Origin of the sequence: Dactylosporangium sp. NPDC051485 (genome assembly GCF_040682015.1) — a bacterium.
Classification (GTDB): Bacteria; Actinomycetota; Actinomycetes; order Mycobacteriales; family Micromonosporaceae; genus Dactylosporangium.
In genome coordinates, this window is the sequence record NZ_JBFAZW010000044.1 from 38,527 (window position 1) to 60,375 (window position 21,849).

Sequence of the window (21,849 nt, forward strand, 5' to 3'; positions counted from 1 at the left end):
TCCGATAAATGCGTCTCGGAGCGGCGTATTTATCGGAAGTCATGATATTCACAGCGTCTCGGGCTGGCTCCACGCCGTCAATTTCGAGGCCAGCAGCTCCCCCGCCGACGGGCGGGCCGGGTCAGGGGCCTCGCGGGCGACCACCAGGATGGTGTCGTCGCCCGCGATCGTCCCCACGATGTCCGGCAGCCCGGTCCGGTCGATCGCGCTGGCCAGGAACTGCGCCGCCCCGGGCGGGGTGCGCAGCACCACCAGGTTGCCGGACCAGTCCACCCCGGTCAGCAGCTCCCGCAGCAGCCGGATCAGCCGCGTCGGGGCCTCCTCGGCCGGGCGCAGGGCCCGCTCGCCGTCCTCCGGGATCAGGTACGCGCCGCGCACCTTCACCGCCCGCAGTTCCTCCAGGTCGCGCGAGAGCGTGGCCTGCGTGACCTGGAAGCCGTCGCCGGCCAGCAACTCGGCGAGCTCGGTCTGCGAGTGCACCGCCGCGCCGCGGATCAGCGAGGCGATGCGGTCCAGCCGGGCCGCCTTGGTGGCCGGCGAGCTCATCGTCGTTCCTGCAGGAACGCGAGCAGGGCCTTCTGGGCGTGCAGGCGGTTCTCCGCCTCGTCCCAGACGGCCGACTGCGGTCCGTCGATCACCTCGCCGGTGATCTCGTCGCCGCGGTGGGCGGGCAGGCAGTGCAGGACGATGGCGCCGGGCTTGGCGTTGAGGAGCAAGGCGCTGTTGATCTGGTACGGCATGAACGGCGTCCGCCGGTCCAGCCCGTCGTCCTCCTGCCCCATCGACACCCACGTGTCGGCGACGAGCACGTCGGCGCCCTTGGCCGCCTCGGCCGGGTCGCCGATCAGCTCGACCACGCCCCGCTCCCGGGCCGCCGCCACGATCGCCGGGTCGGGCTCGAACCCGGCCGGCCCGCTGAGCCGCACGCGCATCCCGGCGGTCGCCCCCGCGAGCGCGTAGGAGTGGCCCATGTTGTTGGCGGTGTCGCCGAAGTACGTCAGGATCCGCCCCTCGGTCTGCCCGAACCGCTCGCGCACGGTCTGCAGGTCGGCGAGCAGCTGGCAGGGGTGGAAGCCGTCGGTCAGGGCGTTGACGACGGGCACGCTCGCCTCGGCGGCGAGCTCGGCCACGCGGGCGTCGGAGTTGGACCGGATGACGATCGCGTCGACGTAGCGCGACAGCACCCGGGCCGCGTCCCCGATCGTCTCGCCCCGCCCGAAGTGCGTGGTGGTCGCGTCGATGATGACCGGCGTGCCGCCCAGCTGGGCGATGCCGACCTCGAACGACACGCGGGTGCGCAGCGAGGGCTTCTCGAAGATGACGGCGACGGACTTGCCCGCCAGCGGGGAGAACCCGGTGCGGTCGGCCTTCATGGCCGCGGCCAGCTCGAGCACCTCCAGCTGCTCGGCGGCGCTGAGGTCGTCGTCGCGCAAGAAGTGGCGGGTCATGACGGCTGCACCGCCGTGAGCGCCGGGCCGAGGGCGGCCACGAACGCGTCGGCCTGCTCCTCGCTGAGGATCAGCGGCGGGGCGATGCGCAGCACGTCGGGCTGGGCGGCCTGGGCCAGGAAGCCCTTGTCCCGCATGACCGCGGCCAGCGCACCGGCGGCCGGGCCGCGCAGCACGATGCCCAGCAGCAGGCCGGCCCCGCGCACGCCGGTGACGAGCGGGTGGCCCAGCGCCTCGACGCCGCGGCGGATCCGCTCGCCGAGCCGCTTCGTCGCGTCGAGCAGGTGCTCCGACTCGATGGTGTCGAGCACGGCCAGCGCGGCGGCGCAGCAGACCGGGTTGCCGCCGAAGGTGGAGGCGTGCTGACCCGGGCCGAGCAGCGTCGCGGCCTCGTCGAAGGCCATCATCGCGCCGAGGGGCAGGCCGCCGCCGAGGCCCTTGGCCAGGGTGACGACGTCGGGGCGCACGCCCTCGGCCTGGTGGGCGAACCAGTAGCCGGTGCGCCCGATGCCCGTCTGCACCTCGTCGAGGGCGAGCAGGGCGCCGTGCCGCGCGGTGAGCTCGCGGGCCGCGGTGAGATACCCGGCCGGCGGTACGACCACGCCCGACTCGCCCTGGATCGGCTCCAGCAGCACCATCGCCGTGGCGTCGTCCACCGCCGCCTCGAGCGCCGCCACGTCGCCGTAGGGCACGTGCACGACCTCGCCGGGCAGCGGCAGGAACGGCTGCTGCTTCGCCGGCTGCCCGGTCAGCGCCAGCGCGCCCATGGTGCGGCCGTGGAAGCCGGCCTCGGCCGCGACGATCTTCGTGCGGCCGGTGCGCCGGGACAGCTTGAACGCGGCCTCGTTGGCCTCGGCGCCGGAGTTGCCGAAGAAGACCGCGCCGGGGCGGCCGGCCAGGGCCAGCAGCCGCTCGGCGAGGGCCACGACGGGCGGCGAGGCGAAGAGGTTGGAGACGTGGCCGAGGGTCGCGATCTGCTCGCTGACCGCGGCGACGACCGCCGGGTGGCCGTGGCCGAGCAGGTTGACCGCGATGCCGCCGAGGAAGTCCACGTAGGAGCGTCCGGCCTCGTCGACCACCACCGCGCCGTGGCCGCTGACCAGCCCCAGCGACGGCGGGCCGTACGTATTCATCACGGAGGCCTCGAACCTCGAGGTCAGAGAACCCGTCATTGCGCCACCACCATCGTCCCGAAACCCTCCGACGTGAACACTTCCAGCAGCAGCGAGTGCGGCACCCGCCCGTCGACGACGTGCGCGGCCGGCACCCCGCCCTTGACCGCCCGCAGGCAGGCCTCCATCTTCGGCACCATCCCCGACTGCAGCGACGGCAGCAGCTCGGTGAGCTCGTCCGCGCTCAGCTGCGAGATCAGCGAGGACGGGTCCGGGTAGTTGCGGTACAGCCCCTCGACGTCGGTGAGCACCACGAGCTTGCGCGCCCGCAGGGCGACCGCGAGGGCCCCCGCCGCGGTGTCGGCGTTGAGGTTGTGCAGCACCCCGTCGGCGTCCGGGGCGACGGTCGACACGACCGGGATGCGCCCGGCCGCGATGAGGTCGGCGACCGCGGAGACGTTGACCCGCTCGACGTCGCCGACCTGACCGATGTCGACGGGCGCGCCGTCGACGATGGCGGGGCGGCGCACGGCGGTGAACAGCCCGGCGTCCTCCCCCGACATGCCGACCGCGTGCGGGCCGTGCTCGTTGATGAGCCCGACGAGCTCCCGGCCGACCTGCCCGACGAGGACCATGCGGACCACGTCGGCGGTCTCCGGGGTGGTGACCCGCAGGCCGCCCTTGAACTCGCTGGTGATGCCGAGCCGCTTGAGCATGGCCGAGATCTGCGGGCCGCCGCCGTGCACGACGACGGGCTTGATGCCGACGTGGCGCAGGAACACCATGTCGGCCGCGAAGGCCCGCTTGAGCTCGTTGTCGACCATCGCGTTGCCGCCGTACTTGACCACGACGGTCGCGCCGGAGAACCGCTCAAGCCACGGCAGCGCCTCGATGAGCGTGTTCGCCTTCCCCAGCGCGATGCCCAGGTCCCGGCCGTTCACGACGAGTAGGCCGAGTTCTCGTGGACGTACCCCATGGAGAGGTCGTTCGTCCAGACCGTCGCGGACACGTCGCCGGCGTGCAGGTCGACGGTCACGGTCACCGCGCGGGCGCTCAGGTCCACCTTGGTGCGGGCCTCGCCGGCCGCGCCGCCCTTGCAGATCCACACGCCGTTGATGGCCACGTCGACCTCGTCCGGCTCGAAGGCCGCGGCCGTGGTGCCGATGGCGGCGAGGATCCGGCCCCAGTTCGGGTCGTTGCCGAAGAACGCGGTCTTCACCAGGTTGTTGCGGGAGATCGCCCGGCCCACCTCGACCGCGTCGGCGGCGGAGGCGGCCCCGGTGACCTCGATGGCGATCTCCTTGGTCGCGCCCTCGGCGTCGGCGATGAGCTGCCGGGCCAGGTCGGCGCAGACCGCGGTGACCGCCTCGGCCAGCTCCTGCGGGGTCGGCTCGATCCGGGACGCCCCGCTGGCCATGAGCAGCACGGTGTCGTTGGTGGACATGCAGCCGTCGGAGTCGAGGCGGTCGAAGGTGACCTCGGTCGCCTCGCGCAGCGCGGTGTCCAGCGCGGACGCGTCGGCCACGGCGTCGGTGGTGAGCACCACGAGCATGGTGGCCAGGCCCGGGGCGAGCATGCCGGCGCCCTTGGCCATCCCGCCGACGGTGAATCCCTGCCCACTGTGGACGGCGGTCTTCGAGATCGTGTCGGTGGTCATGATGGCCTTGGCCGCGTCGGCCCCGCCGTCGCGGGACAGGCCGCGGGCCGCCGCGTCGATGCCGTGCAGCAGCTTCGGCAGCGGCAGCCGCTCGCCGATGAGCCCGGTGGAGCAGACCGCGACGTCGCCGGCCCCGACCGGGAAGCGCGACGCCCGCCCGGACAGCACGCCCGCGGTGTGCTCGGCGGTGGCGTGGGTGTCCTGGAAGCCGGCCGGCCCGGTGCACGCGTTGGCCCCGCCGGAGTTGAGCACGACGGCGCGCACGATGCCGGCCCGGAGCACCTGCTGGCTCCACAGCACGGGCGCGGCCTTGATCCGATTGCCGGTGAAGACCGCGGCGGCGGTCGTGTCGGGCCCGTCGTTGATGACGAGCGCCACGTCGAGCGCCCCCGCCTCGGTCTTGATCCCGGCGGCGACACCACTGGCGCGGAAGCCCTTGGGCGCGGTGACGCTCATACCGTCACCTCCGCAACGCTGCGCTCCGGACCGCTCATGGCGCGATCCCGTCGATGGCGAGGCCGGCGGTCTCCGGCAGGCCCAGCATGATGTTGGCGTTCTGCACGGCCTGCCCGGCCGCGCCCTTCACCAGGTTGTCGGTGGCCGAGACGACCACGATCCGGCCGCTGTCGACGTCCAGGGTCGCCTGCAGGTGGGCCGAGTTGGCGCCGAAGGTGGCCCCGGTCTGCGGCCACTGCCCCTCCGGCAGCACGTGCACGAAGGGCTCGTCGGCGTAGGCGGCGGCCAGCACCTCCCGCGGGTCGGCGCCCCCGAGCGGCCGGGTGGTCACGGTGGCGAGGATGCCCCGCGGCATCGGGGCGAGCAGCGGCGTCATGGACAGGGTCCGGGCCCCGCTGGCCTGCTTGATCTCGGCGACGTGCTGGTGGGCGCCGGCCTTGTACGGCGACATCGACCCCATCACCTCCGAGGCCAGCAGGTGCTGCTTGGGCGAGCGCCCCGCGCCCGAGGTGCCGGAGGCGGCCACCATGACCACGTCGTCCGGGTCGGCCACGCCGGCCGCGACGAGCGGGGCGAGCGCGAGGATCGCGGTGACCGCGTAGCAGCCCGTGTTGGCCACCCGGGTCGAGGCGGCGATCAGCTCGCGCTGCCCGGGCAGCTCCGGCAGGCCGTAGGTCCAGGTGCCGGCGTGCGCGCCGGGGTAGTACTTCTCCCAGTCGGCGGCGCTGCGCAGCCGGAAGTCGGCGCCGAGGTCGACGATCTTCACCGAGTCGGGCAGCTTCGCGGCGATGGCGGCGGACTCGCCGTGCGGCAGGGCCAGGAAGACCAGGTCGGCGTCGGCGAGCACGGCCGGGTCGGTCTTGGCGAGCACGACGTCGCGCAGCGATCGCACGTGCGGGTGGACGCTTCCGATGGTCGATCCGGCCTGCGCGAACCCGGTGGCCACGGCGAGCTCGAACTGCGGGTGGCCGGCGATGATCCGCAACAGCTCACCGCCGGCGTACCCGGAGGCCCCCGCAACGGCGACACGTATTCCCATGCGCTCGACTGTATCGCTATGCAACCGCCTGTTTCAAGGACGTTGCGACCACCCTCACGCCGGAGTAGGTGGCCATGGTCGAGGAGCCGGCGGTCGCGGTCAGTTCGTCGAAGGCGGTACTACCCGTCTCTGCGGTGTCCACGCATAGCCGGAACGCCAGCGTGGCCCGGGTGCTGCCGTCGCGGATGATGCCGCCCCGCACCTTGCCGAAGGGCTATTCGGGATCCAGGAACCTGGCCAGCTGTGCCCGGTTGCGGACGTTCAGGCGGCGGTAGAGCCGCGTGAGGTTGGCCTCGACCGCCTTGATGGACAGGAACAGCGCCCGCGCGATCTCCCGGTTGGTGGCCCCGGCCCGGACCAGCTCGACGATGCGCCGCTCGGTCTCCGACAGCCCCGCGCCCCGGCCGCCGTCCAGGCGGGCCAGGTCGGCCGCGGCGACCTCGCGCCACGTGTCGGCCTCGGCCAGCGCATAGCGGCGCACGGCCTCGGACAGGGCGGCCCGGGCGGCACCGCGGCGGTGGGCCCGCCGCTCGAGGCCGCCGAGGGTGTAATAGGCGCGGGCCAGCTCCAGGGGGTACGGGTGGTCCTGCCACTCCTCGATGGCCCGCTGCAGCAGCTCGGCCCCCTCGCGGGCCTCGCCGGTGGCGGCGGTGAGCACGGCCCGGGCCCGGGTCAGGCCCAGGAACACCACCCGGCGGTCGAGGTGGCGGGCCCGCTGCTCGACCTCCTCGAGCACCTCGGCCGCCTCCGCCCGGGCGCCGGCCCCGACGAGGGCCTCGACGAAGTCGGCGTGCCAGGGCAGGATGCCCGGGTCGAGCCGGCCGAGCCGCTGGTCCAGGGCGTAGGCCTCGCGCATGGCCTCGGCGGCGGCCACCGGGTCGCCGCGCAGCATGTGCACCAGCCCGCTGGTGGCGTGGGCCAGCTTGATCCAGTCCTCGTCCCCGGCGGCGAGGCACGCGGCCAGCCCCCGGTCGGCGTAGCCGGCGGCGGCCGTGGCGGTGCCGCCCGCGTACTCGACCAGGGCGGCCACCAGGTAGCCGGGGCCGGGGGTGGTCTCGACGTCGACGTAGAGGCGCACGCAGTCCCGGCCGGCGGCCAGCGCGTCGGCGCAGCGCCCCGCCCGCCAGTAGATGCCGGCCACGGAGACCAGCACGGCGGCGAGGTCGCGCACGGTCCCGGCCCGCTCGACCGCGATCCGCAGCGCCTCGATGCGCCGGACCGCCTCCGCGGTCTCGCCCTTGAACAGGCGGCTCATCGCGGCCACCTGCCGGGCCGCGACGGTGGCCGGGGTGAGCGACAGCCCGCGGGCCAGCTTGCCGGCCCGCTCGAGGTACTCGTCGCCCTCGGTGCCGAGCAGGATGTTGCCCCGCCAGCTGAGCACCTCGACCAGCCGCTCCATGTCGCCGCACTGCTCGGCGGCCTCCTCGGCCCGCTTGAGCTCGGCCAGCGCGGCCTCGCTGTCGCCGTCCCAGTAGGCCTTGATCGCCTTGTACAGCCGCACGTGGGCCAGCAGGTCCGGGGTGTCGACGGCCTCGACGAAGGCGGCGTCGAGCAGCGGGCCGGAGTTGGAGTGGTCCTCGCCGGACATCTCCACCAGCAGCAGCCGCGCGCCGATCCTGGTCCGCCGGTCGGCCGCGTCGCGCAGGGCCGCGGCGGCGTGGCGGCGGGCGTCGGCGGGCGAACCGGCGGAGTACGCGTACTGGGCGGCGCTGAGACGCCGTACCGCCGCCACTCCCGGCGTGTCCCGGGGCGTGCGGTCGGCCGCGAGCGCGGCCAGGTCGGCGGCCATGGCCGGGGCCCCTCGCAGCCGGGCGGCCGACGCGGCGTCGGCGAGACACTCGGCCAGCCCCTCGTCGGGCTCGGGCCGGGCGGCGGCGAGGTGGCGGGCCCGGTCGACCGGGTCGGTGACGGTGTCGGCCAGCCGCTCGTGGGTCTCCCGGCGGGCGGCCGGGGTGGCGTCGGCGTAGACCATCTCGCGCAGCAACGGGTGGGAGAAGCGGATGGCGCCGTCGGGCTCGACGTGCAGTACCCCCGAAGCCAGCGCCGCCTCGATCAGCCCCTCGGCGAGCCCGCACGCGGCCAGGAGGGTCAGGCTGGGGCGGGCCGCCGCGGCGACGACCAGCAACGCCGGCCGGTCGACGGCGGGCAGGGCGTGCAGGCGCGCGGACAGCAGCTCGCGGAGGCGGTCGGGAACGGGCAGCGGATCGGTGACCGGGAACGAGCTGTTGCCGATGGCCCGCCCGAGCTCGACGGCGAAGAGCGGGTTGCCGGCCGAGGCCTCGAAGATGCGCTGCACGTGCGCCCGCCCGGCCTCGGCGCCGAAGCGGGCCCGCAGCAGGTCGGCCACGTCGCTCTGGGGCAGCGGCGGCACCGGCAGCGCGACGCCGGGCGGCGGGCACAGGTCCAGCCGGGTGGGCGCGCCGCCGTCGGGCACCCGCTCGGCGGCCAGGACCCGCACCGGCACCTCCCCCAGCCGCCGCGACACGAAGCGCAGCACCCCGGCGCTGGGCTCGTCGATCCACTGCACGTCGTCGAGGATGAGCAGCACCGGCCGCTCGGCCGCGAGGGCCCGCAACAGCTCGAGCACGGCCAGGCGCACCGCGAGCTGGTCGTGCGGCGTGGCCGGCAGGGCGCTGCGCAGCAGGGCGCCGTCCAGGGCCGCGCGCAGGTGGGCCGGCAGCAGGTCAGAGGCGTCGGGCGCGCCGTCGAAGAGGTCCACGAGCGCCAGATACGGCAGGTCGGCCTCGGCCTCGGCGGCCGCCGCCCGCAGCACCAGCGCCTCGGTCTCGGCCGCGGCGAGCGCATCGAGGATGGTGGACTTGCCGATCCCCGCCGGCCCGCACAGCACGACGCTGGCTCCCGCCGCGAGCCGCTCCCGGGCGTGGTTCAGGAGATCGGCCCGGCCGATGGGCGCCGACGCGGTGCTCACCACGACGCCGAGTCTCTAACGAACGCCCGTCCGTCGCAACGGCAGGAGAACTGCGCGATACACCCGCGTGAAGCCGCAACGACCTTCGATCATCGCAGCCGGGAGCAGGGCAGCACCGCCTCCCAGCCGAGCACCGGCCACTGCGCGATGTGGACGGTCACCCGCCCCGAACCGGGCTGTACAAGGCATTCCGCCCGGGCGCGGGCCACGGTCGGCCCCCACTGCGGCGAGCCGTCGCGGGGCCCCTCGGGCCGCAGGTTGACCGCCGCCACGATCGCAAAAACTGTCGCAAACCCGACAAGTGGCAAACGGCTCGCAAGGCAACCGGAAACCGACCTTGACTGTTGCGCCCCATCGGCCAGGCAGGCCGCCGCGGCGATGGTCGGCAGGGCGACGAGCACGAGGTACCGGTCCTCCACGCCCCCGTGCGCGCCGAACTGGACAACCCCGGCAATCGCCCCGAACCCGGCCAGGATTCCCGCGAGCCGAACGCTCGCGTACGCCCTGCGGTACAGCGCCGCCCCCAGCAGCAGCGCCGGGACCAGCAGCCCGAGATCCAGCGGCGCCCACGCCGGCCACTCCAGCCCGACGAACGCGTGCGGCACCCCCCACCGCAGGTAGAGCGCGGCGAGCACGGCCGGGTCCCACTCGGGCCGCTCGCCCAGCCCGCGCTCGGTCCTCCCGGCGAGCATGGCCCCCACCTGCAACAATGTGCCCGGCAGCAGCCCGAGAAGCTTCAAGAGCCATTCCCGGCACCGGTACCTCACGAGCCCACCGACCGCCACCGGCAGCAGCAGGACGCCGAGCATGGAGTTGAGCGCCGCGAGCCCGGGAAGCCCGACGGTGAGCAGGCTCGCGCGCCGCCACAGCAGCATCCAGAGCCCGGCGTACACGAGCGGGAACTGCAGCTGCGCCAGCGCGTTGGGCACGAACCCGATCGGCAGCGCCGCGCTGACCCCGACGAGCGCGGCGGCCCCGCCGGAGAGGCGCTCCCGCGCCGCGCGGTACACGGCAACCGCGAGCAGGCTGGTGACCAGCGCGTCGAGTCCGGCGTTGAGCACGGCCGCCCAGCGCAGCGGGAAGAGCGCGATGAGCGCCCAGCCGAGCCGGGCGGCCACGTGGAAGTACCCGTTGAACGGCGTGAAGATCGCCTCGTACCAGGGCCGGTTGAGCGCGTCGGTGAGAAAGTTCTGCCCGTCCTCGGCCCAGATGGAGTCGATCTCGCGGGTCCTCAGCAGCCCGACGGCCGCGCCCAGCCCGACGAACGCTACGGATACTGCGAATTGCGATAAGTCGGGCGCTCCGTGCCGCGACTTATCGGATTTATACCCCGACAGGTGAAATGTTCGAAAAATCCTGAACGCGCCAGCGTTCGGGATTTTTCGGGGCAAAGCCTCGGCGGCGCTCGGCGTTGCTCGCGCGTCACCCGCGCCGGCCAGATCGCCCCAGCGAATCGCATCCGCCACCCCACCCACACCCGCCGGCCAAGTCGCGTCCGCCGCACCGCCCACGCCGGCCGCGCCCGCCGCGCCGCCTACCCCGCCGACAGCGCCCATCTCCACCGCGCCAGCTACACAGGCCACACCACCCAGCTCAGCCACCCCATCGAACTCGGCAGCACCACCCACCTCCACCACGCCGGCCACCTCGGCAACGCCATCGAGGTTCGCCACGCCACCTAACTCGGCCGCGCTATCCGGTTCCGCCGCGCCGCCTGCCTCCACCGCACCCCCGATCCTCACCGCGCTACCCGCGTCCGCCGCGCCGCCGATCTGCACCACGCCAGCTACATCGGCTCCGCCATCCAGCTCAGCCACGCCACCCGCCCCGGCGGCACCGCCAATCACCACTACGCCAGCGCCACCCACCTCCACCGCGCCAGCGTCGCCCACCTCCACCGCGTCACCCGCCTCGGCCACGCCGCCGCCCGCAGCCACGCCACCCGTCTCGGGCGCGCCGCCTATCCCCACCACGCCGCCCCTGGCCACGCCACCAGCCTCGGGCACACCGCCCATCTCCACCGCGCCAGCCACATTGGCCACGCCGCCGCCCTCAGCCACGCCACCAGCCTCGGGCGCGCCGTCTGTCTCCCCCGCGCCAGCTACGTCGGCCACGCCATCCAGCTCGGGCGGGCCGGGGGTCGCGGCGGGCCGGGCCGGCACGGGCACGGCCGCGGCGCGGCGGAGTCGGGCATGTCCGGAAATTTCGTGTTGTCGAGGGGCAAGCACACCCATACAACGAAAATGGGCCCCGCCGAGCGGCGGGGCCCATCAACGTCGAATGTCCTTACAGCCGGCCTTCCTTGACCGCCTCGGTCACCCACGGGATGACCTCGTCCAGCATCTCGTCCAGCGACGTCGTCGCCTCGAAGCCGAGCACCTCGCGCGCCTTGCTGCAGTCCGGCACGCGCTTCTGGACGTCGTACTCGTACGGGTCGTCGGAGATCACGCGCAGCGGCACGTCGGGGCCCTTGATCTTGCGCCAGATCACCTCGGCCAGTTCGAGAACCGTGGTCGACTGCTCGGTCGAGACGTTGAAGTCCTCGTTGAGCGCCGCGTCGGACTCCATCGCCGCGATGATGCCCTTGGCCAGGTCGCCGCCGTACGTGTAGTGGCGCACCTGCTCGCCCGTGCCCAGGATGTGCAGCGGGTCCTGGCCCTTGACGATCTTCTGCACGATGTCGGGCACCACGTGGGACATGGCCAGCTTCACGTTGCCGGAGAGGACCTCGACCTCGCCCAGCGCGCGGCCCTCGCCCACGCCGACGCAGTTGAACGGGCGGACGATCGTGTACGGCAGCCGGTACTGGTCCCAGGCGGCCTTGGCGAAGTACTCCACGGCCAGCTTCTGGAACCCGTAGGAGGACAGCGGCGGCGGCACCGCGCGCTCGTCGCCCTCCTTCGACGGCCACTGCGTGGTCGACTCGAAGACCATGGACGAGGACATGTACGTCATCTTCTTCAGCGTCCCAGCCTGGAACGCCTTGATCGCGGCGTCGCAGGACGAGGCCATGATCCGCTCATTGGTGGCGAGCAGGTCGTAAGCGTAGGCGTGGAAGTAGGAGATGCCGCCGATGAGCGCCGCGCCGGCGATGAAGTGCTCGCAGCCGTCCAGCAGCTCGGTGACCAGGTCGACGTCACGGGCGTCGCCCTCGACGAACCGGTAGTCCGGGTGGGAATCGTAGCTGCGGGTGACCGGGCCGTACTTCGAGTAGTTGTCCAGGCCGACGACCTGGTAGCCGCGGGCCAGCAGCTCCTCGACGACATATCCACCGATGAAGCCGGCCGAGCCGGTGACCAGGACCTTTGCCACTAACACTCCTTAGCCTTGAGGTGCGGATGAGCTTTCGCGTGCGGCCTGCGCGTCGACGCGGGCCGCCGTGGACGCCGGGCGCTTGGCCAGCTGTTCCATTGTCAGTCTGGGGCCGAACGCGAACCGGTACCACTTGAGGTAACTCGGCATGAACCGCCCCACATCGAAGCGGGACTCGCCGAGCTGGCGGTCCAGCCAGATGGTGGGGATCTCGGCCACGGGCAGCCGCAGCCGGGCCGCCTTCGCGGTGAGCTCGATGCCGATCTCGAAGCCGGTCTTGGACTCGATGCCGACCTTGCGCACGAAGTCGGTCGAGTACGCCTTGAAGCTGTTCGTGGCGTCGCGCGTGCCCACCCGGGCGAACCAGTGCAGGGTCCGGCCCGCGTTGCGGGACAGGAACCGCTTGAGCCGGGGGCCGCCGACCTGCTGCCCGCCCGGCATGTACCGGGACGCGGCCGCGACGACCACCCCGCGGTCCACGAGCCGCGCCAGGTCCTCGATCTGGCGCGGGTCGTCGGAGCCGTCGGCCATGGTGACCACCGCGACCGGGGCCCGGGCCACGTCGATGCCGAAGCGGATCGCGTTGGCCGGGCCGCGGCCGTACGTGTTGAGCACGGTGCGCACCCGCGGGTCGCTGTCGGCCACCTCCCGCGCGAACGGCACGGTCGTGTCCTCGGGCATGTCGTGCACCACGAGGACCTCGGCCGGCATCATCACCTCGCGGAGGATGCGGTCGAGGCAGCGGACGATCGCCGCGCCCTCGTTGTAGACCGGGATCACCACAGAGACCTGTGGTACCAAGCTCATATACGCACGCCCTTGTTCGTCACGCCCCACATGTCCGCGACCGGGATGTCGGTCTGCAGGTCACGGTACTCCGGGTGCGGCGCGGCGATGATGAGCAGGTCCGCCCGCGTGAGCACCTCGTCGAGCGGGACGAATCGATCGTCCTTGACGTAAGGGTCGCTGCAGAGCGTCTCCTTGGCGCGCAGCATCACGACCTTGCGCAGCTTGTACGCCAGCGACTCGCGGATGTCGTCGCTGCCGCCCTTGAACGCCATGCCCAGGATGCCGACGGTCATCTCCGACAGGTCGAAGCGCTCCTGGAGCTTCGACACGACGTACAGCGGCAGGCCCTCGTTGATGAGCATCGCGCTGTGGCCGAGGACGAAGTTGTTGTTGTTGAACGCCGCGAGCTGCATCGTGTCCTTGAGCAGGCACGGCCCGGCCGCGAAGCCGGCGCCCGGCATGTCGGTGGCGCGCGGGTACTGGAACCGGATCGCGTGCCGGATGCGCTCGAAGTCCAGGCCGAAGTCGTTGGACATCATCCAGAACTGGTTGGCGGCGGCGAACTTGATGTACCGCCACGTGTTCGTGAAGAGCTTGGCCAGCTCCGCCTCCTCCGGCTCAAGGATGACGATCTGGCTGGCCAGGTTGCGGAAGAGCTTCTCGGCACGCTCGGTCGCCTCCGGCGTGCGGGCGGCGACGATCTGCGGCAGCTCGAAGAGCTCGGTCATCGCCTTGCCCTCGGCGATGCGCTCCGGGCAGAAGGCCACGTCGGCCTTGACCCCGAGCTTCTTGATGAGCTTCTCGGTCAGCGCGGTCACCCCGGGGTGCACCGTGCTGCGCAGGACGATGAGCTGGCCGTCGCGCAGGTACTCCGCGCACCGCTCGATCGCCTTCGGCACCGCCGCGATGTTGGGGTTGAGGTGCTCGTCGACCGGCGTGCCCACGATGACGACCAGGTGCTCGGCCTCGGCCACGGTGGCCGGGTCGGTGCTGGCCTTGAGCCGGCCCTCGGCCACCGCGGTCGCGAGCGGCTCCGCGGCGCCCTCCTCGTCGAACGGCAGGGTGCCGCCGTTGACCACCGCGACGGCGGCCTCGTTGATGTCGTACAGGGTCACCTGCAAGCCACGGGAGGCGAGCGCGATGCCGAGCGGGAGCCCCACCCGGCCGCAACCACCGATCACCACGACGTCGGTGGTGAACCCCGCCGATGCATTGACGTCTGACACGCGCTGCCCCTTCAGGAGATTCGTGATCGGTTCCGGCCTGTGCCACGGACCCGGCCCTATGTACAACGCCGCTAGCTGCGCGGAAGGTTGGGCTCGGCGCCGTGACGGTACCATCTCCGCCGGATCCGGGTGCCACCGAGCATCACGCACAGTGTCCGATAATGGATACACGTGACGGCGGCCACATTCACAAATGTGACCGCCGTCGACGATCTGCGCAACTGGTCCGTCACGCTCCGCGCAGGACAGCGCCGAGCCGGTCGGCCGCCACCGCGACGGCGGCGTCGCGCGCGGCGAGCGCCTCCTCGCCGGTCAGCGTGCGGTCCGGAGCACGGAACGTGAGCTTGTAGGCCAGGGACTTGCGCCCCTCGCCCAGCTGCTGCCCGGCGTACACGTCGAAGAGCCGGACCGACTCCAGCAGCGGCCCCGCGCCCTCGGCCAGCGCCGCCTCGACCTCGCCGGCCGGGGTGGCCGCGTCGACCACGAGCGCGACGTCGATGAGGGCGGTCGGGAAGTTCGACAGCCGGGGCGCGATCGACACGCCCGGCAGCGGCACGGCGTCCAGGTCGAGCTCCATCGCCACGGTCCGGCGCGGCAGGTCCAGGTCCGCGCAGACCGCCGGGTGCAGCTCCCCCGCGTGCCCGACGACGACGTCGCCGACCAGCAGCGCGGCGCAGCGCCCCGGGTGCCACGGCGCGTAGTTCGCCGCACGCACGGTGAGCGTCACGCCGGCCGCCGCGGCGACGGTCCGGGCCGACTCGACCGCGTCGGCCCAGTCGGCCGCGCGGCCGCCGCCCCACCACCCGGCGGGGTCGGCCTCGCCGGCGATGACGGTGGCGACGTGCCACGGCTGGTGCGGCAGGTTCGCGTCGATCCCGGCCCGTTCCTCGTCGCTCGGCGGCCCGTCGACGCCCGCGGCCGGGAAGACCGGCAGCGGCCCGGCGGGCAGGAACACCGGCCCGATCTCGAACAGCGCCACGTCCTTGAGCCCGCGGCCGAGGTTGCGGCGCAGCGCGGCGAACAGCGGCGGCAGCAGCGTGGTGCGCAGCGCCGGCTCCTCGTCGGACAGCGGGTTGCGCAGCAGCAGCGCCTCCCGGCGCGGGTCGCCGTCCGGGACCCGCAGCGCGTCAAGGGCCGGCGTGCCGACGAACGGCCAGCACAGCGCCTCGACGTAGCCGGCGTCGGCGAGTGCCCGGCCGATGGTGCGCCGCCGCCGCTGGAGGGCGGTCAGCCCACGCCCGGGCGGGGCGATCGGCAGCACGCTGGGGATCCGGTCGTACCCGTCGAGGCGCAACACCTCCTCGGCGAGATCGGCGGGGTCGTTGAGGTCGTGCCGCCAGCTCGGCGGGGTGACGGTGAGCCGGTCGCCGTCGGCCACGACCTGCGTGCCGATCATCGCGAGGATCTCGAGCACCCGCTCCGGCGCGTACTCGACGCCGGCCAGCTGCGACGGCCGCCGCACCGACATCGTGATCGAGGCCGGCGGGACGACCGCGTAGACGTCGGTGACGCCGGTGGAGACGGTGCCGCCGCCGTGCTCGGCCAGCAGCGCCGCCGCCCGCGCGCAGGCGGCCGCGGTGATCTGCGGGTCGACGCCGCGCTCGTAGCGCTTGCCGGCCTCGCTGGGCAGCTTGTGCCGGCGGATCGTGCGGGCCACCGAGCGCGGGTCCCAGTGCGCGGCCTCGAACAGCACGTCCACCGTGGCCGGGGAGACCTCGGTGGTGGTGCCGCCCATGACCGCGGCCAGCGAGACGACGCCGGCGCCGTCGGCGATGACGATGTCCTCGGGGTCGAGCACCCGGTTGACGCCGTCGAGCGTGGTGAGCTTCTCCCCCGCCTCGGCGCGCCGCACGACCAGCGGGCCGGTGAGCTGGCCGAGGTCCCAGGCGTGCATCGGCTGGCCCATCTCGATCATCACGTAGTTGGTGATGTCGACCGGCAGCGAGATGGTGCGGATGCCGGCCGTGGCCAGGCGCTGCTTCATCCACTGCGGGGTGGGCGCGGCCGGGTCGACGCCGCGGACCGCGACGGCGGTGAACCGGTCGCAGGCGATGCTGTCGAGCACCTCGATCGGGTACGCGTCGCTGCCGTCGCCCTCGATGGGGACCACCGCCGCGACCGGGTCGCGGTAGGCGCCGCCGAGGGAGTGCGACAGCTCGCGGGCGATGCCGCGGACCGAGAAGCAGTAGCCGCGGTCCGGGGTCACGTTGATCTCGACCACGATGTCGCCGAGCCCGACGATCGGCCGGGCCTCGTCGCCGGGCTTCGCCGAGTCCGGGCTCAGCACGATGATCCCGTCGTGGTCGTCGCTGACGCCGAGCTCCTCGCCGGAGCAGATCATGCCGTTGGACACGCGGCCGTAGGTCTTGCGGGCCGAGATCGTGAAGTCGCCGGGCAGCACGGCGCCGGGCAGCGCCACGACCACCAGGTCGCCCTCGGCGAAGTTGCGGGCGCCGCAGATGATGCCCTGGGGCTGCTCGTTGCCGACGTCGACCAGGCAGTACCGGATCGGCTTCTTCAGCCCCTGCAGCTCCTCGATCGACTCCACCCGGCCGACCACGAGCGGCCCGGAGACGCTGGCGCCGGCGTCGTGCAGCTCCTCGACCTCCAGGCCGACCTTGACGAGGGCCTTCTCCAGTCCGTCACCGTCGAGGCCGGCCGGCAGGTCGACGTGCTCACGCAGCCAGGAAAGCGAAACGCGCACCTCAGGCCTCCCATCCGAACGCCCGCGCGTACCGCACGTCGCCCTCCACCATGTCGCGCATGTCCGACGCCTCGTTGCGGAACATCAGCGCCCGCTCGATGCCCATGCCGAACGCGAAGCCGGAGTACTCCTCCGGGTCGATCCCGCAGGCGCGCAGCACCCGCGGGTTGACCATGCCGCAGCCGCCCCACTCGACCCAGCGCGGGCCGTCGCGATGCTGCGGGAACCACACGTCGATCTCGGCGCCCGGCTCGACGAACGGGAAGTACGCCGGGCGCAGCCGGGTCCGCGCCTGCTCGCCGAACATGCCCTTGACGAACTTGTCGAGCGTGCCCTTGAGGTGCCCCATCGTGATGCCCTTGTCCACCACGAGCCCCTCGATCTGCTGGAAGACCGGGGTGTGGGTGGCGTCGAGCTCGTCGGTGCGGTACGTGCGGCCCGGGCAGACGATGTAGATCGGCGGCTTGCGGGTCGTCATGGTGCGCGCCTGCACCGGCGAGGTGTGGGTGCGCAGGACGACGCGCGAGTCGATCTGCGCCTGGGACCGGTCCGACGTGCTGCCGGCGGCGACGAAGAAGGTGTCCATCATCGAGCGCGCCGGGTGGTCCGGGTGCATGTTGAGGGCGTCGAAGTTGTACCACTCCCACTCGACCTCGGGCCCCTCGGCGACCTCGTAGCCCATGCTCACGAACAGGTCGCTGGCCCGCTCCGTGATCTTGGTCAGCGGGTGCTGGGCACCGGCCGGGCGGCGGGTGGTCGGCAGCGTGACGTCGACCGTCTCCTCGACGAGGACGCGCTCCTCCCGCTCGGCGGTGAGCACCGCGAGCCGGGCGTCGAAGGCCGCCTGGATGGCGACGCGGGCGAGGTTGACGCGCTTGCCGGCATCGGCCTTGGCCGCCGGGGGCAGCGAGCCGATCTCGCGGCGGGCCAGGGACACCGGGGCCTTGTCGCCGAGGTGCTGATGCTTCAGCGCGGCGAGGGCGTCCAGGTCACCGGCGTCGGCGAACGCCTTGTCGGCCCCGGCGACGGCGTCGTCGAGCGCGCTCTGGTCGAGCAGGGCCGGCTGCTTCGGGTCGTACGGATCATTGCGGTACGTCATCGGACTCTTCCCACGGGAGATTGGCCTCGGACAGTGTAGTGAGGTCCGCCCGCCGGCCGTGGGAAGGAGTCAGGGGGTACCGCTGTTCAGGAGATACTGAGCCCCATCCGCCCACCGCCACCGGCGGGCCACATAAACAGGCTCATCACACGCTCCTCAGGGCTTTCGCCGAAGTGTACAAGCATACGGCGGCGGCCGCCGCGAGGTTGAGGCTCTCGGCGCCGCCGTAGAGGGGCACCCGGACCCGCCGGTCGGCCCGCAGGTCCTTGGGCAGGCCGTGGGCCTCGGAGCCGAAGAGCCAGGCGGTGGGCCGGGCCAGCTCGGCGTCGAGGTCGAAGAGGTCGGTGTCGCCGTAGCCGTCGGCGGCGAGGGTCTGCACGCCGGCCGCGCGCAGGGCGGCGATCGTGGCGGCGGCGTCGCGGGCCCGCACCACGTCGACGTGGAACAGGCTGCCGGCCGACGAGCGCACGGCCTTGCCGTTGTAGGGGTCGACGGCGTCGCCTGCGAAGACGACGGCGGTGGCGCCGGCCGCGTCGGCGGTGCGCAGCACGGTGCCGGCGTTGCCGGGGTCGCGGATGTCGACGCAGACGGCGACCAGCCGGGGCCGCGACGCGAGGACCGTGGCGAGCGGGACGTCGCGCTGCCGGCACACGGCCACGAGGCCCTGCGGCTGCATGGTGTCGGCGAGGGCCTGCATGGCGCCGTCGTCGACGAGGCTGGCGTCCCCCGTCAGCTCGGGGTAGCGGCGCACCGCCTCGGCGGTGGCGAAGAGCTCGGCGACGACGCCGGCCCGGACGGCCTCGCGGACCGCCTGCGGGCCCTCGGCCAGGAAGCGGCCGGTCTCGTCGCGGTCCCGGCGGCGGTGCAGGCGCCGAGCGGCAACGACCCGGGGCGTCCGAACGGTGAACACCCCGGGTCGTGACAGTGCGTGCGGGTCAGGCTGCGGCAACGGCCGTCTTCGCCACCTGGACCAGACCGCTGAACGCCTTCTCGTCGCGGACGGCGAGATCGGCGAGGATCTTGCGGTCGACCTCGACGCCGGCGAGGCGCAGGCCCTGGATGAGCCGGTTGTAGGTCAGGCCGTTCGCGCGCGCCGCGGCGTTGATGCGGGTGATCCACAGCTGGCGGAAGTCACCCTTGCGGTCGCGACGGTCGCGGTAGGCGTACTGCATCGAGTGCAGCACCTGCTCCTTGGCCTTGCGGTACAGGCGCGAGCGCTGCCCGCGGTAACCGCTGGCGGTCTCCAGGACGGTGCGGCGCTTCTTCTGGGCATTCACTGCCCGCTTCACGCGTGCCACGGTTCTTACTCCTCATGCAAGACCGGCCGGGGGTCTGCCCGTGCGGCCGGTCGAAAGTCAAGAAAGGTCGGGGGGAGAACGCCGCAGTTATCGGCCGAGGAGCTTGTTGATCCTGCGGGTCTCCGACTGGCCGAGCTCGACGTTGCCGCTCAGGCGCCGGGTTCGCTTGCTGGACTTGACCTCGAGCAGGTGCCGCTTACCCGCCGGCTCCCTGAGGATCTTGCCGCCACCGGTGATCTTCACGCGCTTCTTCATCCCGGAGTGCGGTTTGAACTTCGGCATGCTTGTGTTGCCCTTCATTCCTAGAGTGCGCCAGCACCCTGCCGTCCTGAGGAGCAGACAGGGTGCCACAGCGCTCCGGCGCGCAGCCGGGAACCGCGTGGTGCGGGCCCGCCCGCACGACGCGGTGGTTGATATGACGGTGCGTGTTACGCCTGGTCGGCGGTGACAACCTCGGGCAGCTCGGCGACTGGTTCGTCCTCCGAGCCCGCGCCGCCGTCCGCCTTGGGCTCGCGACTCTGTGTCGCCGCGGCCTTCACGTTGCGGTGAGGGGCCAAGACCATGATCATGTTGCGGCCGTCCTGCTTGGGCGCGGCCTCGACGAAGCCCAGCTCCGAGATCTCCTCCGAGAGCTTGCGCAGCAGCCGGAAACCAAGCTCCGGGCGGCTCTGCTCGCGGCCACGGAACATGATCGTTACCTTGACCTTGTCGCCCGCCTTCAGGAACCGCACCACGTGACCCTTCTTGGTCTCGTAGTCGTGCGGATCGATCTTCGGGCGGAGCTTCATCTCCTTGATGACGGTCTGCTGCTGGTTACGCCGGGCTTCCCGGGCCTTGAGCGCGCTCTCGTACTTGAACTTGCCGAAGTCCATGAGCTTGCAGACGGGCGGGCGTGCCATGGGCGCAACTTCGACCAGGTCCAGGTCCACGTCGGCGGCCAGCTGGAGAGCGCGCTCAAGCGGGACGATGCCCACCTGCTCACCCTCCGGGCCGACCAGCCGGACCTCACGTGCCCGGATCTGCTCGTTGACGCGTGGCTCGACGCTGATGTGGCCTCCTCGATAGGTGTTTTCAGCTCCTGCGGTCGACCGTCGCCGCGGCAACACAAAAAACCCCGCCGCGCAAAGCGCAGGCGAGGGCCGCTTCGACCGGTCCACACTGAACGGCGGATCGGTCGGACCGGACCCGGCGGCCTGCGAGCTGCGCGGGTGGGGACCTCACGGCCCCGCTTCGAACACCCCATCCGAGATGGGGGTGCGGTCGACGCGGACTACTCTACCACGGTCGGTGTCAAGGCCGCCGCGTGCAGGGCACGAAGTCCGCGGGCGGCCTTCACGGCGTAGTCCTTGTCGGCCATCTGCACCGCCATGACCGCCACCCGCTCGTCGTCGTGCAGGTCGAGGGTGAGCCAGGGGGCGCCGCGGCCGAAGGAGACCGCGCGCACCGTGTCCCACGGCAGGTCGTACGAGCCGATGATGTTGCGCACCCGCACGCCCTGCTCGTCGGCCACGACCTTGGGCCGGACCATCAGCAGGATGCCGGCCGCCGCGCACAGCCCGAGGCCGATCATCGCCGCCTGGTCGCCGCGCTGGAAGTACCCGGGCCCGTCGCCGGTCTTGCCGTGCAGGCCGAAGGCGATCAGCGTGAAGACCACGACGACGACCGCCGCGAGGACGTAGGCGATGACCCGGGCCCGCTGGGGCCGTGCGAAAACGGGGTTAGGCGTGCTCACGGCCCCAGTGTGCCACTGCGCCTGATCCATGACTGAGGTGGGAGCGAGGCGGAGTCCAGATTTCGTCCAGTGGTGGCTCGCGCGAGCCAGGCTACCGGTGTTGTAACCGGGCTTGCGCGGGACGCCGCTGGGCGGAATCTGGGCCCGCCGCAGCCCCGCCTCAGGCATGGATCAGGCGCTACAACCGGCAGGCGTGGATTCCGGTCACCAGGATGGCGCGGGCGCCCACGTCGTAGAGCTCGTCCATGATCCGGTGCACGTCGGCCTGGGGCACCATCGCCTGGACGGCGACCCAGCCCTCGCGGTGCAGCGGGGAGATGGTCGGCGACTCGATGCCGGGGGTGAGCGCGACGGCCGCGTCGAGGGAGTCGGCCCGCACGTCGTAGGCGAGCATGACGTACTGCCGGGCGACGAGGACGCCCTGGAGGCGGCGGAGCAGTTGCGGTACGCCCGCGGGAAGCTCCTCGCCGGCGCGGCGGATCAGCACCGCCGAGCTCTTCAGGATCGGCTCGCCGAGCGTGTCCAGGCCGGCCTGGCGCAGGGTCTTGCCGGTCTCGACCACGTCGGCGATGACGTCGGCCACGCCGAGGCGGATCGCGTTCTCCACCGCGCCGTCGAGCCGGATGACCTCGGCCCGCACGCCGTGCTCGGCGAAGTAGCGCTCCATCACGCCCGGGTAGGCGGTGGCGACCCGCAGCCCCTCCAGGTCGGACGGGCTGGAGCCCTTGACCGAGCCGGGTACGGCGGCAAAGCGGATCGTGGCCCGGCCGAAGTTCAGGTCGAGCACCTCCACGGCCGGGCTGCCCGCGTCGATGAGCAGGTCACGGCCGGTGATGCCCAGGTCGAGGTCGCCCGAGCCGACGTAGGTGGCGATGTCGCGCGGGCGCAGGTAGAAGAACTCGACGCCGTTGGGCTCGTCGCGGCAGAGCAGGTCCTTGGGGTCGGAGCGCTGGCGGTAGCCGGCCTCCTGCAGCATCTGGCTGGCGGGGATGGACAGGGTGCCCTTGTTGGGCACGGCGATGCGAAGCATGTGAGCTGGTCTCCAGAC

General features: G+C 72.6%; 19 protein-coding genes. All 19 read right to left on the reverse strand.

The window, feature by feature from the left end; translation table 11 throughout:
- Window positions 1-48 precede the first annotated feature (48 nt).
- Window positions 49-546, reverse strand: coding sequence for an arginine repressor (argR, locus tag AB0M46_RS24610; protein ID WP_363339323.1), 498 nt, complete (start codon window positions 544-546; stop codon window positions 49-51).
- A complete protein-coding gene (gene argF / locus AB0M46_RS24615; RefSeq protein WP_363339325.1) occupies window positions 543-1,448 on the reverse strand; it encodes an ornithine carbamoyltransferase in 906 nt (301 codons plus the stop codon). Before argF ends, argR begins: the two co-directional genes overlap by 4 nt.
- Window positions 1,445-2,620 (reverse strand): acetylornithine transaminase, encoded by a 1,176-nt coding sequence (locus AB0M46_RS24620; RefSeq protein ID WP_363339327.1) that lies wholly within the window; start codon window positions 2,618-2,620, stop codon window positions 1,445-1,447. Before AB0M46_RS24620 ends, argF begins: the two co-directional genes overlap by 4 nt.
- A complete protein-coding gene (argB, locus tag AB0M46_RS24625; RefSeq protein WP_363339329.1) occupies window positions 2,617-3,501 on the reverse strand; it encodes an acetylglutamate kinase in 885 nt (294 codons plus the stop codon). The genes AB0M46_RS24620 and argB overlap by 4 nt, the downstream gene beginning before the upstream one ends.
- Window positions 3,498-4,673: a bifunctional glutamate N-acetyltransferase/amino-acid acetyltransferase ArgJ gene (gene argJ / locus AB0M46_RS24630; RefSeq protein ID WP_363339331.1), complete on the reverse strand. Its 1,176-nt coding sequence runs from the start codon at window positions 4,671-4,673 to the stop codon at window positions 3,498-3,500. Before argJ ends, argB begins: the two co-directional genes overlap by 4 nt.
- Before the next feature lie 34 nt (window positions 4,674-4,707).
- Complete coding sequence (gene argC, locus AB0M46_RS24635; RefSeq protein WP_363339333.1) at window positions 4,708-5,712, reverse strand: N-acetyl-gamma-glutamyl-phosphate reductase; 1,005 nt, start codon at window positions 5,710-5,712, stop codon at window positions 4,708-4,710.
- Window positions 5,713-5,926: 214 nt separating this feature from the next.
- Entirely contained in the window at window positions 5,927-8,644 is a 2,718-nt protein-coding gene (locus AB0M46_RS24640; RefSeq protein ID WP_363339335.1) for an AAA family ATPase, read from the reverse strand.
- An 86-nt stretch (window positions 8,645-8,730) separates the two neighbouring features.
- Complete coding sequence (locus AB0M46_RS24645) at window positions 8,731-10,701, reverse strand: hypothetical protein (protein ID WP_363339337.1); 1,971 nt, start codon at window positions 10,699-10,701, stop codon at window positions 8,731-8,733.
- A gap of 226 nt (window positions 10,702-10,927) precedes the next feature.
- Window positions 10,928-11,953 carry an NAD-dependent epimerase/dehydratase family protein gene (locus tag AB0M46_RS24650; RefSeq protein WP_363339339.1) on the reverse strand — a complete coding sequence of 342 codons (1,026 nt, stop codon included), beginning with the start codon at window positions 11,951-11,953 and terminating at the stop codon, window positions 10,928-10,930.
- Window positions 11,954-11,962: 9 nt separating this feature from the next.
- On the reverse strand, window positions 11,963-12,760 hold the full coding sequence (locus AB0M46_RS24655; RefSeq protein WP_363339341.1) for a glycosyltransferase family 2 protein: 798 nt from the start codon (window positions 12,758-12,760) through the stop codon (window positions 11,963-11,965).
- Complete coding sequence (locus tag AB0M46_RS24660) at window positions 12,757-13,968, reverse strand: nucleotide sugar dehydrogenase (RefSeq protein ID WP_363339343.1); 1,212 nt, start codon at window positions 13,966-13,968, stop codon at window positions 12,757-12,759. Before AB0M46_RS24660 ends, AB0M46_RS24655 begins: the two co-directional genes overlap by 4 nt.
- 229 nt (window positions 13,969-14,197) lie before the next feature.
- Window positions 14,198-16,672 carry a phenylalanine--tRNA ligase subunit beta gene (gene pheT / locus AB0M46_RS24665; protein WP_363339345.1) on the reverse strand — a complete coding sequence of 825 codons (2,475 nt, stop codon included), beginning with the start codon at window positions 16,670-16,672 and terminating at the stop codon, window positions 14,198-14,200.
- 1 nt (window position 16,673) lies between these two features.
- Window positions 16,674-17,771: a phenylalanine--tRNA ligase subunit alpha gene (gene pheS / locus AB0M46_RS24670; RefSeq protein ID WP_363339347.1), complete on the reverse strand. Its 1,098-nt coding sequence runs from the start codon at window positions 17,769-17,771 to the stop codon at window positions 16,674-16,676.
- Between the two features lie 145 nt (window positions 17,772-17,916).
- Entirely contained in the window at window positions 17,917-18,681 is a 765-nt protein-coding gene (locus AB0M46_RS24675) for an RNA methyltransferase (protein ID WP_363339349.1), read from the reverse strand.
- Window positions 18,682-18,706: 25 nt separating this feature from the next.
- Window positions 18,707-19,069, reverse strand: a complete 363-nt coding sequence (rplT, locus tag AB0M46_RS24680) for a 50S ribosomal protein L20 (protein ID WP_363339351.1) — start codon at window positions 19,067-19,069, stop codon at window positions 18,707-18,709.
- 87 nt (window positions 19,070-19,156) lie between these two features.
- Window positions 19,157-19,351, reverse strand: a complete 195-nt coding sequence (rpmI, locus tag AB0M46_RS24685) for a 50S ribosomal protein L35 (protein WP_363339353.1) — start codon at window positions 19,349-19,351, stop codon at window positions 19,157-19,159.
- A gap of 146 nt (window positions 19,352-19,497) precedes the next feature.
- Window positions 19,498-20,118, reverse strand: a complete 621-nt coding sequence (gene infC, locus AB0M46_RS24690; protein WP_363339391.1) for a translation initiation factor IF-3 — start codon at window positions 20,116-20,118, stop codon at window positions 19,498-19,500.
- 221 nt (window positions 20,119-20,339) lie between these two features.
- Entirely contained in the window at window positions 20,340-20,831 is a 492-nt protein-coding gene (locus AB0M46_RS24695) for a PH domain-containing protein (protein ID WP_363339355.1), read from the reverse strand.
- Between the two features lie 148 nt (window positions 20,832-20,979).
- Window positions 20,980-21,831: an ATP phosphoribosyltransferase gene (gene hisG, locus AB0M46_RS24700; protein WP_363339357.1), complete on the reverse strand. Its 852-nt coding sequence runs from the start codon at window positions 21,829-21,831 to the stop codon at window positions 20,980-20,982.
- Window positions 21,832-21,849: the final 18 nt, after the last annotated feature.

Coding starts and splice junctions, on each gene's coding strand:
- AB0M46_RS24620 (WP_363339327.1), bottom strand. CDS start 2,620: ATGACGGGTTCTCTGACCTCGAGGTTCGAGGCCTCCGTGATGAATACG.
- argF (WP_363339325.1), bottom strand. CDS start 1,448: ATGACCCGCCACTTCTTGCGCGACGACGACCTCAGCGCCGCCGAGCAG.
- argR (WP_363339323.1), bottom strand. CDS start 546: ATGAGCTCGCCGGCCACCAAGGCGGCCCGGCTGGACCGCATCGCCTCG.
- argC (WP_363339333.1), bottom strand. CDS start 5,712: ATGGGAATACGTGTCGCCGTTGCGGGGGCCTCCGGGTACGCCGGCGGT.
- rpmI (WP_363339353.1), bottom strand. CDS start 19,351: ATGCCGAAGTTCAAACCGCACTCCGGGATGAAGAAGCGCGTGAAGATC.
- AB0M46_RS24695 (WP_363339355.1), bottom strand. CDS start 20,831: ATGGATCAGGCGCAGTGGCACACTGGGGCCGTGAGCACGCCTAACCCC.
- hisG (WP_363339357.1), bottom strand. CDS start 21,831: ATGCTTCGCATCGCCGTGCCCAACAAGGGCACCCTGTCCATCCCCGCC.
- argJ (WP_363339331.1), bottom strand. CDS start 4,673: ATGAGCGTCACCGCGCCCAAGGGCTTCCGCGCCAGTGGTGTCGCCGCC.
- pheS (WP_363339347.1), bottom strand. CDS start 17,771: ATGACGTACCGCAATGATCCGTACGACCCGAAGCAGCCGGCCCTGCTC.
- AB0M46_RS24655 (WP_363339341.1), bottom strand. CDS start 12,760: ATGAGCTTGGTACCACAGGTCTCTGTGGTGATCCCGGTCTACAACGAG.